Raw genomic sequence first — 13,008 nt, 5'->3', positions numbered from 1 at the left:
GGTCAGCGCCAGCTGACGGGCGAAGCGGGCCAGGGCGCGCAGGAGGATCGTCCGCACGGGGGCTCCCGGAGTCTCGAAGGACGTGTGCGGACGGTACAACGCCCCGAAGCCCCACAGGTCACGGCGTGCGGTGCGGCCCGGAATCCCCCGGGCCGCACCGCGCACCGCGCACCGCACACTGCACGCGGTGCACCGCACGCACGCACGCCGCGCGCGCCGCGGCGCCTCGCCGCCGACCGCCCGCCTCGGCGCCTCGCGGCCTCAGCACCTCACCGGCTCAGCGCGTCGATCTCCGCGAGCTCCTCGGCGGTCAGCGGGCCACCGTTCAGCGCGTCGATGTTCTGGTCCAGCTGGGTGACGCTGCTGGCGCCGATGATCACCGACACCACCCGCTCGTCCCGCAGCACCCAGGACAGCGCCAGCTGTGCGAGGGTCTGCCCGCGCCGCTCGGCGACCTTGCTCAGGGCCCGCAGCTGCTCCAGCTTCGGCCCGGTCAGCGCCTCCTCCTTGAGGAAGTGCCCGACCGACATCCGCGACCCCGCCGGCACCTCGCCGGAGAGGTAGCGGTCGGTCAACAGGCCCTGGGCGAGCGGGGAGTAGGCGATCAGGCTGGTCTGCGTCTCGCCGACCGCATCCAGTACGCCGTCCTCCACGTACCGGTTGAGGACGGAGTACGCACACTGGTTCATCAGGACCGGCGTGCCCAGCTCGCGCAGGATCGCCACCGCCTCGCGGTGCTGCTCCGCCGGGTAGTTGGAGATGCCGGCGTACAGGGCCCGCCCCGAGCGCACCGCCGTGTCCAGCGCGCCCATCGTCTCCTCGAGGGGAGTGGCCGGGTCGTAGCGGTGCGAGTAGAAGACGTCCACGTAGTCCAGGCCCATCCGGCCCAGCGACTGGTCGAGGCTGGCCAGCAGGTACTTGCGGCTGCCGCCGTCGCCGTACGGGCCCGGCCACATGTCGTAGCCGGCCTTGCTGGCGATGAACATCTCGTCCCGGTACGGGCGGAAGTCCTGCGCGAACAGGTAGCCGAAGTTGCGCTCGGCACTGCCGTACGGCGGGCCGTAGTTGTTCGCCAGGTCGAAGTGGGTGATGCCCCGGTCGAAGGCGCGGCGCAGGACCGCCCGCTGGACGTCCAGCGGCTGGGTGTCACCGAAGTTGTGCCACAGACCCAGCGAGACGGCGGGCAGCTGAACGCCACTGCGGCCGGCCCGGCGGTAGGTCATCGAGGCATAGCGGTCATCCGCGGCGAGGTAGGTCATGCCGGACATCCTGCCAGTCCGGCGGCCCGTATCAAGCCCTTGCCCCGCTCGTGGCCGGTGCATAAGCTCGCGGTGGATCGTGTGTGTGCGAGGCGAAGGGGGGAGCGGTGATGTCCGAGTCCGCCGCGTCCCTGCGCTGTTGTCGTTCCGACAGCCCCCGCAGCCCGCACGGCCCGCGCCCCGCCTCGCGCTGACACCGCCCGAGAGCCGAATCCGCGTCATCCCGCCCCGGTGCTGCCCCCGTGCGAGCGCAGCCGTGTCCCGGGCGCTCCGCCGGGTCACCGCCGTCGCCCCGGCCCCGCTGCACGCCTGCGGGGCCGACCCCTCCCCGAACGCCCCCGCAGGCCGTCGGACGCCCCGGCCACCGAGCGCCCCACGGCCAACGTCACGGCCCCTCCGGCCACCGAACGCCCCGCAAGGAGACCGCATGCGGTTCACCGTCTCGTCCCTCGTCGCCAATGGACCCGACCCCGTCACCGGCGTGCAGCGCACCCCGTACGAGAAGCTGCACAACGTCATCGACCAGGCCGTCACCGCCGAACGGCTCGGCTTCGACGGCTACGGGGTGGGGGAGCGGCACGGTGAGCCGTTCCTCTCCCCGGCACCGCCCGTGCTGCTCAGCGCCATCGCCGCCCGGACGTCCACCATCCGGCTCTTCACCACCGTCACCGTACTCAGCATCCTCGACCCGGTCCGGGTCGCCGAGGACTACGCGGTACTGGACCAACTCTCCGGCGGCCGGCTCGAACTGATCATCGGCAAGGGCAACGACCCGCGCCACTTCGACCTGTTCGGCCTGCCGGAGGAGCGGCAGTGGGACGCGCTGGCCGAGAACTACGGCCTGCTGCACCGGCTCTGGCGGGAGGAGAAGGTGAGCTGGGAGGGGAGCACCCGGCCGCCGCTCAAGGAGGTCACCACCTCGCCGCGCCCTTTGCAGGACCCGATCCCGGTCTGGCACGGCAGCGCGACCAGCGAGCAGTCCACCGACCTCGCGGCCCGCTACGGCGACCCGCTGTTCTCCGCCAACTCCTTTCACCCGTTGGCGAAGTACAAGGTACTGGTCGACCACTACCGCGAGCGCTGGGAGCACTACGGCCACGACCCGAAGGATGCCAGGGTCGGTACCGGCTTCGGCGGCCTGTTCATCGCCAGGCGTTCGCAGGACGCCGTCGAGGGGTTCCGCCCGTACTGGGACGCGCTGTTCAACTCCGCGGCGGGCAGGCACAACAACTCGCCGTTCGCCTCGCTGGAGGACGCGCTGGAACGGGGGTCGGCGCTGGTCGGCAGTCCGCAGCAGGTGATCGAGAAGATCCACCGCTACCACGAGGCCTTCGGCAACGAGGTGGTCGGCATCGGGGTGGACTCGCTCACCGAGGAGGTGCAGCACGAGCAGTTGGAGCTGTTCGCGAGCGAGGTCGCCCCGGTGATCCGCCGCGAACTGCCCTGAAGGCCAAGGCGTCTGACGGGCCGACGTCCGAACGTGCAGTCCGGTGTCCGGACTTCGGCCCGCCCCGCCGCCCGGGTGGCTCCCCGGGGTGACGCGCGCCACCGTCCTGCGGTGAATGCCGTGCTCCGTTCCGGGGGACGGTGATCACGCAGGGTCGTGGACCGCCGGGGGGCGGCCCACGGCCCGTCCGCGTCCCGCGGGCCGCTGAGGATTCTGTACCTACTGGTATGTACATCTGTACCTACAGGTATGTACAGTGATCCGCATGGCAACCCAGGACCGCCTCATCGAGAGCACCCAGGAACTCCTCTGGGAACGCGGCTACGTCGGCACCAGCCCCAAGGCCATCCAGCAGCGCGCCGGCGTCGGCCAGGGCAGTATGTACCACCACTTCACCGGCAAGCCCGACCTCGCCGCGGCCGCCCTGCGCCGCAGCGCCGGGCAGCTGCGCGCCATCGCCGAGGCCGACCTGGCCGGACCCGGCACCGCCTACGACCGGATCGCCTCCTACCTGCACCGCGAACGCGAGGTACTGCGCGGCTGCCGGATGGGGCGGATGGCCCAGGATCCGGACGTCATCGCCGACCCGCAGCTGCGCGCGCCCGTCGAGGAGATCTTCGACTGGCTGCGCGGCCGCCTCGCCGAGGTCGTCGCGGAGGGTCAGGCCACCGGCGAACTCACGCCCGCCGCCGACCCGGCCGACACCGCCGCCGCCATCGTCGCCGTCGTCCAGGGCGGCTACGTGCTCGCCCGCGCCGCCGGCACGGCCGAGCCGTTCGAACAGGCCGTCCGCGGCGCCCTCGGCCTGCTCGCCGCCCACCGCACGCTCTGAGGCGGCCGCCGCACGGTCCGAGGCGCCGACCGCGCAGCCGGAGCGCCCACCGCGCGGCCCGAGACGTCCACCGCGCAGCCTGACACGTCGGCCGGAGCAGCCGGCCCGGAGCCTGGCTGCCCTGATCCAGGGGGACCACCCGTGCACGCCATGCAGTACGAGATCAGCCTCCCCGCCGACTACGACATGGGGATCATCCGCAGGCGGGTCGCCGACAAGGGACACCTGCTCGACGACTTCCCCGGCCTCGGCCTCAAGGCCTTCCTGGTCCGCGAGCGCGGCCGGGCGGGCTCTCCCGTCAACGAGTACGCCCCGTTCTACCTCTGGCGCACCCCGGAAGGCATGAACAGCTTCCTCTGGGGCCCGGGGTTCCGCGGTCTGAGCGCGGACTTCGGCCGCCCCGCCGTCCGGCACTGGCTCGGCACCGGACTGCGCCGCGGCCCCGCCCGGGACACCCCGGTCACCGCCGTCCGCCACCTCGAACGCATCCCGGAGAGCACCGACCCGGCGGAGGCCGTCGAGGCAGCCCTCGCCGCACTGCCCGACCACCCCGACCTGCACACGGCGGCCGTCGCCGTCGACCCCGGCCGTTGGGAGCTGCTGCGCATCGCCCTCTGGTCCGGACCCGGCCCCCGGGCCGAATCCGACATCGAGCCGACCGGCACCCGCTACGAGGTGCTGCACCTGGCCGACCCCGAACTCGACCGGCTGCCCGCCGGCCGCCACTGGTGAAAGGACCTCCCCTCCCGATGGACTCCACCGCGCTGACCCCCGCCCCGCTGGACCGCGCCGCCGGGTACGCCCTGCTGGACGAACTCGCCGGCCCGCAGACGCAGGCCGCCACCCTGAAGGGCCTGGACGAACTCGCGCCCGGCTTCCCCGACTGGATCGTCACCAGCCTCTTCGGCGGCACCTACCAGCGGCCGGGCCTCGCCCTGCGCGACCGTCAGATCGCCAACCTGGCCGCCCTCACGGCCCTCGGCGGCGTCGAACCGCAGCTCGCCGACCACGTCCGCAACAGCCTGCGGATCGGTGTCACCCGGGAGGAGATCACCGAGGTGATGGTCCACCTGGCGCCCTACGTCGGCGTGCCGAAGGCGCTGGCCGGCCTGCGCGTCGCCGCCACGACCTTCGCGGAGTCCTCGTGACCGCCGCCGCCACTCCGGGCGCAGCGACGGTCCGCACCGTCCTCGGCGACCTCGACCCCGCCGAACTCGGCGTCTGCGACGCCCACGACCACCTCTTCCTGCGCAGCCCCCGCCTCCCCGGCGAGGAGCTGGACGACCCGGCCGCGGCCGAGCAGGTCCTGCGCGCCTTCGCGGCGGCCGGGGGCCGGGCGTTCGTCCAGTGGACCCCGCACGGCATGGGGCGTGGCGGGGACGCCCTCGCCGGCCTCTCCCGCGCGACCGGCGTCCACCTGGTCGCGGCCACCGGTCTGCACCAGGCCGTCCACTACGAACCCGCCGTCCTCGACGCGCTGTACGAGGGGCTCGCCGGGCTGTTCACGGCCGAGCTGACCACCGGGCTGCGCGGAGCGCCCGCCGGCGTCCGGGCCGGCCTCATCAAGGTGGCCGGCGACTACCACGGCCTCGGTGACCACACCCGCCGCGTGATGGAGGCCGCGGCCGAGGCCCACCACGCCACCGGCGCCCCGATCGCCGTGCACCACGAACTCGGCACCGCGGCGTCCGACGTCCTGGACCTGCTCTGCGGCCGGTTCGGCGTGCCGCCCCAGCGGGTGATCCTCGGCCACCTCAACCGCCTCCCCGACCTGCGGCTGCACCGGCACCTCGCCGCGTCCGGCGCGTACCTGGCCCTGGACGGACCCTCGCGCGCCCACCACGCCACCGACCACCACCTGTTCGACACCATCGCCGCGCTGGTGGAGGCGGGCCACGCGCCGCAGCTCCTCCTGGGCGGCGACACCACCACCCGCAGCGCCCGGCACGCCCCCGGCCCGACGCACCTCCTGACCGCCCTCGCCCCGCGCCTCGCCCGCGAATTCGGCCCCGAGCTGCCCCGGCTCCTCCTGACGGCCAACCCGGCGAGGGCGCTGGCCGTGACCTGGACGTCCTGACCGTCCGGACGGTTCGGCGGGTTCGACCCGCCCGAGTCACCGGACCCGCCCGAGTCACCGGACCCGCCGGAGCCGCCGGACCCGACCGGTCGGTCAGCGGCAGAGGGCGTCGAGGTCCTCCGAGAAGGTCGCGAACTCGGCCTGCGCCTCCGTGATGATCTCGCGGGCGGGCCGGCGCGGCGTGGTCGCGTGGCGCGCGGCGAGCGCGGCCAGGGCGGCGTCCGGGCGGGCGTCCCGCTCACCGTCGACGGCGGCCTCCAGCGGGCCGAGGCCGTCGGCCAGCACCCAGAGGAAGTCGGAGAGGCTCCCGGCGGCCACGCCGCTCTCGCCCTCGGAACCCAGGAACACCACCGGCTGCTCCGCGAGCGGGCGCCCCGGCCGCACCAGCCAGAGGGCGGCCAGACCGCCCGTACCGTCCTGCCCGAAGACCCGGTAGGCGTCACCGTCGAGCTCCTGGTTGCCGGTCCAGCACCGGATCCAGTGAGTCGTCTCCTCGGCGGAGTCGAAGGCGTCGTACGGCTCGAAGTCGACGCCCTCGCCGTCGTCGCCGTACTCGAACTCCACCCTGGCCACCTCGGCCAGGGCGGGCGGGAAGGTGCGGTCGTCACCGGTCGTCTCGATCATGCCCGCACGCTACTGCCCGCCACCGACACCGCCGACCGCGACCGACACCGCCGACCGCGACCGACACCGCCGACCGCGACCGCCGCCGCCACTGCCGGCCCGTCCGGCCCGGTGGCCGGATGCCCGCGCCGGGGTTTGAATCTGAGGACGTGCTACCGGGGCGACCCGCTGGTACGAGACCCCGGCACCCGGCAGCACCACGACGCCCCCGGCGGAGAGGCGGATCCGACGATGCACCGATGGCTCGCCCCCACCAGGATCGCCTTCGCCGTCCTCTCCTCGGTCGCGCTCGGCTTCGCCGGCTACCATGCCGCGACCGGCGTCGTCGGGGTGGTGAACTACTTCAACTACTTCACCAACCTGAGCAACATGGCCGCGGTGGTCGTCCTGCTGTTCGGCGGCTGGGCGGGTCTGACGGGCCGGCGTCCCGTGCCCGGCGTGGTACGGGGCGGGGTGGTGCTCTGCATGACCATCACCGGGATCTTCTACGGGCTGGGGCTGGCGAGCTACCCCGAGGCCGTCATGATCCCCTGGGTCGGTCACGTGCTGCAGCAGCTCATGCCGGCCGTGGTGCTCGCCGACTGGCTGGCCGACCCGCCGGAGCGCCGCATCCGTCCGGTCCAGGCGGCCGGCTGGATGGCCTTCCCGCTCCTGTACCTCGCCTACACGATGGTCCGCGGCTACTTGATCGACTGGTACCCCTACCCCTTCCTCGACCCCGCCCTCCCGAACGGCTACTGCCGGGTGGCCGGCGCCTCCTTCCTGATGACGGGGGCCTTCGTCCTGGTCGGGGCGGCGCTGCTCCGGGCCGGCAACGCCCTCGCCGACCGCCGGGCCGCCCGCAGCGGCGCGGCGCCGACCGGCCGCCGCGCCCACGCCCGGCCGGCCTGACCCGCCCCGCGCCCGGCCGGCCTGACCCGCTGCCGCGCCCGGCCGATCTGGCCGACCCCGCGCCGGCCTCAGCCCCCGAGGGCGTGCAGGATCGGTTGTCCCAGGGCGCCCAGCCAGCCCGCCAGCGCGGAGAGCGGTCCGAGCAGTCCGGTGCCGGCGGCGACGAGGGCGCCGGCCGACGTGAGCAGCCGGGTGATCCGGGTCAGGCGGCCCGCCACCGCCTCGCGTTCCGGCTCCGGCCGGGCGACCTCCGCGTCCAGCGAGTCGAGCTCGGCCCGGACCTCGGGCGCCACCGCCGGCGGCAGCTGCGCCTGCTCGACGGCCGTCCGGAGTTCGCCGACCAGGTCGCGTACGTCCTGCCCGTCCACCGTGAGGTGGCCCGACTGGCCGCCGTGGACGGTCTGGTCGCCGGCGACGTTGTTGATCACGCCGCCCTGTTGGTTGCCGATGTTGAAGACCACGACGGCCTCCCGTGGTGAGACTCGATGCGGCGGCCCGAACCGGTCGGTGCCGCAGCCGGTGCCGCGGTGCACTCAGCGCGGCGGTGGCGGCATGCTGAGCCGGCGCGACTCGTCCTCCTCGAAGCGGCGCCGCCGCGAGGTCGTCACGATGTGCAGGACGATGCCGACGACCAGCAGGACGACGCCGATCGCGGCCACGGCGAAGCCGATGGCCCCGACGGGCACGCCGCCCACCTTCGGCCCGAGCAGGTCGGGCACGGTGAAGTTCGGGTTCCCGGACTGCGCGGCGTTGTTGGTCCGGACGATGAAGCTCACCAACGCCCACCCGTAGACCCCGCCGCCGACCACGAAGGCCAGGAACCCGGTGAGGATCAGGTGCCGTGCCCGGGTGCGGGTGGCGGCGATCTCGCGGAAGAAGCTGTCCCGCCGCTCCTGCATCACGTAGTTGTACTGGTCCCTGGCGACGTTGTTGACGTTTTCGGCCTCCTGCTGCCCCACGTCGAAGCGGGGCCCGGACCCAGGTGGCGGCTGCGCCCTCGGCGGCGGCTGCGCCGACCGCCGGCCCGCTGCCTGCTGGGCTGCCGCCTGCTGCGCCGCCTGCTGAGCCGCTGCCTGTTGGGCCGCTGCCTGTTGGGCCGCCTGTTGCGCCGCCGCCTGCTGGGCTGCCGCCTGCTGCGCCGCTGCCGCCCGTTGTGCCGACTCCTGTGCCGACTGCTGCGCGGACTGCCGCGCCGACTGTTGCGGCGGAGGCCGTGGCGGCTCCCAGGGCGGGGACGGCGTCCCCGGCGGGGGCGGCGCGACGGTCCGGAAGCTGGCCGTCGGCCCCGTCGCGCCCAGCCCGGGGACGGTGGCGCCGCTGTCGCGCGGCTCCTCGTAGTGGACCTCGAACGGGCCGAAGTCCAGGACGTCCCCGGTGTGCACCTCCTGCTGCCCGAAGACCGGGTGGCCGTTCAGCCGGGTGCCGTTGGTGGAGGCCAGGTCCTCGACGGTGGTGTGACCGCCGGAGCGCCACACCACGGCGTGGCGCCGGCTGACGCCGGGCTCGCCGACGTGGATCTGGCATTCGGAGTCCCGGCCGACCAGCATCGGCTGGTCGGCGAGGACGAAGACCTGCCCCCGGAGCCGGCCCGGATTGTCGACGACGAGGCGCGGTAAGGCCTGCTGCTGCGAAGGCGGGCTCATGGCATGACCTCCTGCCGGGTGGGAACGGCGGAACCGCTGAACCACCGGCGGTGGCGATGATCCGCCTGCCCGCCGGCTCGGGTGCCTTCCCTTCCAGTAAAGTCCACCTCCACCTCCGCGGAACAGCCCCGGCGGGCCGCGATCCCACGAAGTGCGGCCGTCGGACCGCTCCCGCGCCCGGCGGCCCGCCCGCCCGGGAGGCCCCGGCCGACCAGCGCGGGCGCCGCGCCGCCGGCTACGCGGGGGATTCCGCGCGTGCCCCGGCGACGATCCAGGACTCCACCCGCGTGGTGGCCGTGATCGCCCCGAACGCCAGCACCCTGGTCAGCTCGCCGTCTCCGCGCCCCTCGCCCTGGCCCCCGCCCCCGGCCGCAGCGCGCCACGCCGCCACGTCCGCCTCCGTGATCCGGTACGGCGCCAGCGCGGCCAGCAGTGCGAGCCGGGCGGCCGGCCGTTCGACGGGCGGGAGGTCGGCGCCGACCTCCCGCCCGACCGGGTCGCCGCCCAGCGGCGGGTGGCCGCCGTCCCAGGCGGCCACCGCGTCGAGCACGGCGGCCCGGCCGGCCTCGCCGAGCAGTTCGCCGCCGGCCGAGGCGGCGGCCCGCAGGGCCAGGTAGGCGGGGCCGACCGGGCCCTCCCCGGCCCAGGCGGGTGCGGGGCCGGCGGGGACGGGCCCGGCGAGCACGGTCAGGCCGGCCCCGGGCTCGGGGCTGACCCGGGCGACGCGCCCGATGGCCAGGGCGGTGGCCCGTCGGACGTACTGCGAGCGGCGCAGTGCGCTCGGCAGCAGCGCCTGTTCGTCGAGCAGCGAGGTCACCATCCGGTTGATGAAGTGGGTGGCCAGCGCCGTCCCGACGAACTCGGGCGTCTGGTCGGCGGGGAACGGCGGCCGCGCCAGGTCCGGGCTGCCGGGGGAGCGGGTGGCGGCCGCCCAGGCGAGCAGCGCGGCCTGCCGCCGGTCCTCCGGGGTGCGGCCGGCCCGGGCGGCCTCGGCGAGGTCGTGGTCCCCGGCGCCGTGGGCGAGCAGGGCGTGCGCCTCGGTGCAGAACGGGCAGCGGTTGGCCAGCGAGACGGCGCTCGCCACGGCCTCCTTGTCGGCGCGCGCGGCGGTGCCGACGATCTCCGCCTCGCGCAGCAGCGCCCAGGTGCCGGCCAGCACGTCGGGGGCGGGGGAGAGGCTCATCAGGGGACCGTCGTCCAGCAGGAAGTCGGTCGCCATCTGCGCGTACACGGCGGCGACCCGGCCGGTGGCGGACTTCTTCGGGACGGGGGTGGTGTGGCGGTAGGGCCTGGACATGCGCGTTCCCCTCCTGGTGGCGATGCCTGAGGTGTAACGCAACTCCTGGTTGCGATACGCTGAGCGTGTCACGCTGGCAGCCGTAACGCAACCAGGAGTTGCAATGAATCCCGATCCCCTGCCCTCCCGGCCCCACGCCTCCGACGACGGCCGCGCCCCGGGAGCGGACCGGCGGCCGACGGTCGGGCGGGGCGAGAAGGTGCGGGCGGCCGTCCTGGCCGCGACGCTCGCCGAACTCGCCGAGCTGCGCTACGCCGGGCTCACCGTCGACGCCGTCGCCCGCCGGGCCGGCGTCCACAAGACCACGGTCTACCGGCGCTGGAAGGACCGGGACGCCCTGATCGTCGACGCCCTGGCCGGGCAGATCGCGGCGGACATCCCGATCCCGGACACCGGCACGGTCGAGGGCGACCTGCGGCTCCTCGCCCGCGGCCTGGCCGCCTGGCTGCGCGGGCCGTCCGGTGCGGCGGTGCTCGCGGTGATGCTCTCGGAGGGCGCCCAGGCGCCGGGCATCGCCGAGGTCCGGTCGCGGATCTTCGACGACCGGCTGCGGCGGGCCGAGCCGATCGTCACCCGGGCCCTCGGGCGCGGGGAACTGCCCGCCGGCACCGACCCGGCCGCGGTCATCAAGGCCCTCGCCGCGCCGCTCTACTTCCGGGTGCTCATCACTGCCGAGCCGGTCGACGACGCGGCCGCCGACCGTGCCGTGACCGCGGCCCTGGCGGCCGCCCGGCACGGCGGACTGGGCTGAACCCGCGGTCGGCGCGCACCGCCGTCGACCGGGGCTGCGGGTGCCGACGCCGTCGGTGCCGCAGTACGCCGGTGTCCGGAGAGCGCCCGGGCCGGAGCCGAACCGGGCGCAGGCCGCGCCTCTGAACCCCAGCCAGCTGACTCCGCGCCACCTCGGGGCCACCTCGCGCCCTCTCGCGCCGTCTCGCGATGCCCGTGTCATACCTCCGGACCCCGCCCGGCCCGCCGATCCCCGCTGGTCGGCGGGTCCGGGACACCTCCGCGGACCGCTAGGGTTGTTGATCGCGCCTCGGCGACGGCCTTCGCAGTGGACGGGGGAACCGGGGCGGCCGTCCCGAGTGTCATGGCAACTGGCCGCCGGCGGTCGGGGCTGTGACGTACGAGGCGTGGGAGCAGTAGGACATGGGTCTGACGAGCCACAAGGTGCTGGCGCTGACCGCATTGATCGCCGTCGGGATGATGGCGGGCACGGTCTGGTTGTGGCCGAGACTGGCGAAGCGGACCTGGCAGGCGGTGCTCGGCCGGATCGGCACGCTGCTCGCTACCCAGCTCGCCGTGCTCGCGGCACTGGGCCTGGTGGCCAACAACTACTTCGCCTTCTACAGCAGCTGGGACGACCTGCTCGGCACCGGTGACAACGGCCCGGTCGTCATCCAGAACAAGGCGGACGCCTCGGGCCGTCTGCAGGTGGAGACCATCGGCCACGCCGCCGTCCAGGGCGGCGGGGCGCTCGGCCGCGATCCCAGGCAGTCCGGCGAGATCCGCGAGGTGCGGATCGACGGCGCCGCCAGCCGGCTCTCCACCGAGGGGTACGTCTACCTGCCGCCGCAGTACTTCCAGCCGGAGTACGAGCAGAAGCAGTTCCCGGCGATCATCGTCTCCACCGGCTTTCCCGGCATCGCCAAGAACCTGGTGACCCGGCTGAACTACCCGGGTGCGGCACTGAAGCTGCTCCAGGAGGGCCGGATGCAGCCGACCGTGCTGGTGCTGATGACGCCGTCGCCCGCGCTGCCGCAGGACACCGAGTGCGAGGACGTCCCGGGCGGCCCGCAGTCCGAGACCTACTACACCAAGGACGTTCCCGCCGCGATCCAGGCGTCGTACCGGGTCTCCTCGGACCCGCAGGCCTGGGGCTTCATGGGCAACTCGACCGGCGGCTACTGCGCCCTCAAGCTGGCCATGCGCCACCCGGAGGCCTTCCCGACCGCGGTCTCGCTCTCCGGCTACTACCAGGCGGCCGACGACCCGACCACCACCGAGCTCTTCAAGGGCCCCGGCGGCCAGCAGCGCCGCCACGAGGCCGACCTCATGTGGCGGCTGAAGAACCTGCCGCACCCCAAGGTGTCCGTCCTGCTGGCCGGCACCAAGCAGGGCGACGGCGACTACAAGCGTGACACCGAGGCGTTCGTGGCCGCGGTCAACAGCCCGATGAAGGTCTCGTACAGCATGTTGCAGACCGGCGGCCACAACTTCGAGACCTGGAGCAGGCTGCTGCCGTCCTCGCTCGAGTGGCTCTCCCAGCGCCTCCAGGTCCCCGGCCGGACGGTCTGACCCCGGTCCGCCGCGCCGACCACCGAAACGCGGGGCCCGCCCACGTCGAACGCCGGGCCCGCCCACCCCGAGGGATGAGCGGGCCCGGCGTTCCGGTTCCTCCGCCTCAGCCCACCGGCTCCAGCGTGCCGGTGTGCAGCTCGCCGACCCGGCCGCCCTCGCCCTCGTACGTCCAGAACGCGCGCACCGTCAGCTTCCCGAGGTCCATCAGGTGGCTGACGGTGATGCCGCTCTGCTCGGTCCAGCTGACGAAGTAGAGCTCGGGGCCCACCTGGGCGACGTGCAGGGCGACGTCCTCCCACTGGCCGGCCGACTCGCCGAGGCCCTCCCAGCGCAGCCGCTTGCCGTCGGCCGAGTACGCGTTGCGGAAGGCCGCGCCGTTGTCGACCTGGAAGAGGTAGGTGCGGCCGGCGAAGGCGGGCAGGGGCGCGGTCATGGCGGGACGGGTCCTCGTCTCTCGTCTGGGCGTACGGCACTGCGGGTGGACCTCCAACCTATCCGACGGGTGACCTTCGCGGCGGCGTTGCGCCCACCCCGTCACGGCGCGGGCCCGCCGGTGCCACGGACGGGGCCGCCACGCCCTCCAGTCGCGGGGTGTGACACCGGCACATGGGCGGCCCGGCGGTCCGGTCGTACG

General features: G+C 74.4%; 14 protein-coding genes. 8 read left to right on the top strand and 6 right to left on the bottom strand.

Features of this window, described 5'->3' with window-relative positions:
* Window positions 1-269: 269 nt before the first annotated feature.
* Window positions 270-1,259, bottom strand: a complete 990-nt coding sequence (locus J5Y04_RS01230; RefSeq protein WP_209409108.1) for an aldo/keto reductase — start codon at window positions 1,257-1,259, stop codon at window positions 270-272.
* A 427-nt stretch (window positions 1,260-1,686) separates the two neighbouring features.
* On the opposite strand from J5Y04_RS01230, the gene J5Y04_RS01225 reads away from it, so the two are divergent.
* The 5 genes from J5Y04_RS01225 (at window position 1,687) to J5Y04_RS01205 (ending at window position 5,615) form a co-directional block, all read left to right on the top strand.
* Window positions 1,687-2,706 carry an LLM class flavin-dependent oxidoreductase gene (locus tag J5Y04_RS01225; RefSeq protein WP_209409105.1) on the top strand — a complete coding sequence of 340 codons (1,020 nt, stop codon included), beginning with the start codon at window positions 1,687-1,689 and terminating at the stop codon, window positions 2,704-2,706.
* A gap of 265 nt (window positions 2,707-2,971) precedes the next feature.
* Window positions 2,972-3,538 carry a TetR/AcrR family transcriptional regulator gene (locus J5Y04_RS01220; RefSeq protein WP_209409102.1) on the top strand — a complete coding sequence of 189 codons (567 nt, stop codon included), beginning with the start codon at window positions 2,972-2,974 and terminating at the stop codon, window positions 3,536-3,538.
* 141 nt (window positions 3,539-3,679) lie between these two features.
* The gene (locus J5Y04_RS01215) at window positions 3,680-4,270 is read left to right on the top strand and encodes a DUF4865 family protein (protein ID WP_209409099.1); all 591 of its coding nucleotides are present in this window, start codon (window positions 3,680-3,682) and stop codon (window positions 4,268-4,270) included.
* A 17-nt stretch (window positions 4,271-4,287) separates the two neighbouring features.
* Entirely contained in the window at window positions 4,288-4,686 is a 399-nt protein-coding gene (locus J5Y04_RS01210) for a carboxymuconolactone decarboxylase family protein (RefSeq protein ID WP_148641772.1), read from the top strand.
* Entirely contained in the window at window positions 4,683-5,615 is a 933-nt protein-coding gene (locus J5Y04_RS01205; protein WP_209409096.1) for a phosphotriesterase, read from the top strand. Before J5Y04_RS01210 ends, J5Y04_RS01205 begins: the two co-directional genes overlap by 4 nt.
* 93 nt (window positions 5,616-5,708) lie before the next feature.
* Here the strand turns inward: J5Y04_RS01205 and J5Y04_RS01200 are convergent, their stop codons facing one another.
* On the bottom strand, window positions 5,709-6,239 hold the full coding sequence (locus J5Y04_RS01200) for an SMI1/KNR4 family protein (RefSeq protein WP_209409093.1): 531 nt from the start codon (window positions 6,237-6,239) through the stop codon (window positions 5,709-5,711).
* Between the two features lie 231 nt (window positions 6,240-6,470).
* Here J5Y04_RS01200 and J5Y04_RS01195 point away from each other — a divergent pair, with 231 nt between their 5' ends.
* Entirely contained in the window at window positions 6,471-7,130 is a 660-nt protein-coding gene (locus J5Y04_RS01195; protein WP_209409090.1) for a Pr6Pr family membrane protein, read from the top strand.
* A gap of 68 nt (window positions 7,131-7,198) precedes the next feature.
* Here the strand turns inward: J5Y04_RS01195 and J5Y04_RS01190 are convergent, their stop codons facing one another.
* From J5Y04_RS01190 to J5Y04_RS01180, 3 genes are all read right to left on the bottom strand, one after another.
* A complete protein-coding gene (locus J5Y04_RS01190) occupies window positions 7,199-7,591 on the bottom strand; it encodes a hypothetical protein (RefSeq protein ID WP_209409087.1) in 393 nt (130 codons plus the stop codon).
* 72 nt (window positions 7,592-7,663) lie between these two features.
* A complete protein-coding gene (locus J5Y04_RS01185) occupies window positions 7,664-8,773 on the bottom strand; it encodes an FHA domain-containing protein (protein WP_209409084.1) in 1,110 nt (369 codons plus the stop codon).
* A gap of 235 nt (window positions 8,774-9,008) precedes the next feature.
* Window positions 9,009-10,070 carry a carboxymuconolactone decarboxylase family protein gene (locus J5Y04_RS01180; RefSeq protein ID WP_209409081.1) on the bottom strand — a complete coding sequence of 354 codons (1,062 nt, stop codon included), beginning with the start codon at window positions 10,068-10,070 and terminating at the stop codon, window positions 9,009-9,011.
* Window positions 10,071-10,173: 103 nt separating this feature from the next.
* Between J5Y04_RS01180 and J5Y04_RS01175 the strand changes: the two genes are divergently transcribed.
* On the top strand, window positions 10,174-10,821 hold the full coding sequence (locus J5Y04_RS01175) for a TetR/AcrR family transcriptional regulator (RefSeq protein WP_245203963.1): 648 nt from the start codon (window positions 10,174-10,176) through the stop codon (window positions 10,819-10,821).
* 401 nt (window positions 10,822-11,222) lie between these two features.
* Window positions 11,223-12,371 carry an esterase family protein gene (locus J5Y04_RS01170; protein WP_209409078.1) on the top strand — a complete coding sequence of 383 codons (1,149 nt, stop codon included), beginning with the start codon at window positions 11,223-11,225 and terminating at the stop codon, window positions 12,369-12,371.
* A gap of 106 nt (window positions 12,372-12,477) precedes the next feature.
* Here J5Y04_RS01170 and J5Y04_RS01165 read toward each other — a convergent pair whose 3' ends face one another.
* Entirely contained in the window at window positions 12,478-12,807 is a 330-nt protein-coding gene (locus tag J5Y04_RS01165) for a MoaF N-terminal domain-containing protein (protein WP_148641765.1), read from the bottom strand.
* Window positions 12,808-13,008: the final 201 nt, after the last annotated feature.

Source organism: Kitasatospora sp. RG8 (assembly GCF_017813315.1).
Lineage (GTDB): Bacteria > Actinomycetota > Actinomycetes > Streptomycetales > Streptomycetaceae > Kitasatospora.
This window is presented reverse-complemented; position numbering and strand designations above follow the sequence as displayed.

Coding starts and splice junctions, on each gene's coding strand:
- J5Y04_RS01170 (WP_209409078.1), top strand. CDS start 11,223: ATGGGTCTGACGAGCCACAAGGTGCTGGCGCTGACCGCATTGATCGCC.
- J5Y04_RS01200 (WP_209409093.1), bottom strand. CDS start 6,239: ATGATCGAGACGACCGGTGACGACCGCACCTTCCCGCCCGCCCTGGCC.
- J5Y04_RS01165 (WP_148641765.1), bottom strand. CDS start 12,807: ATGACCGCGCCCCTGCCCGCCTTCGCCGGCCGCACCTACCTCTTCCAG.
- J5Y04_RS01175 (WP_245203963.1), top strand. CDS start 10,174: ATGAATCCCGATCCCCTGCCCTCCCGGCCCCACGCCTCCGACGACGGC.
- J5Y04_RS01225 (WP_209409105.1), top strand. CDS start 1,687: ATGCGGTTCACCGTCTCGTCCCTCGTCGCCAATGGACCCGACCCCGTC.
- J5Y04_RS01185 (WP_209409084.1), bottom strand. CDS start 8,773: ATGAGCCCGCCTTCGCAGCAGCAGGCCTTACCGCGCCTCGTCGTCGAC.
- J5Y04_RS01210 (WP_148641772.1), top strand. CDS start 4,288: ATGGACTCCACCGCGCTGACCCCCGCCCCGCTGGACCGCGCCGCCGGG.
- J5Y04_RS01230 (WP_209409108.1), bottom strand. CDS start 1,259: ATGACCTACCTCGCCGCGGATGACCGCTATGCCTCGATGACCTACCGC.
- J5Y04_RS01220 (WP_209409102.1), top strand. CDS start 2,972: ATGGCAACCCAGGACCGCCTCATCGAGAGCACCCAGGAACTCCTCTGG.
- J5Y04_RS01180 (WP_209409081.1), bottom strand. CDS start 10,070: ATGTCCAGGCCCTACCGCCACACCACCCCCGTCCCGAAGAAGTCCGCC.
- J5Y04_RS01195 (WP_209409090.1), top strand. CDS start 6,471: ATGCACCGATGGCTCGCCCCCACCAGGATCGCCTTCGCCGTCCTCTCC.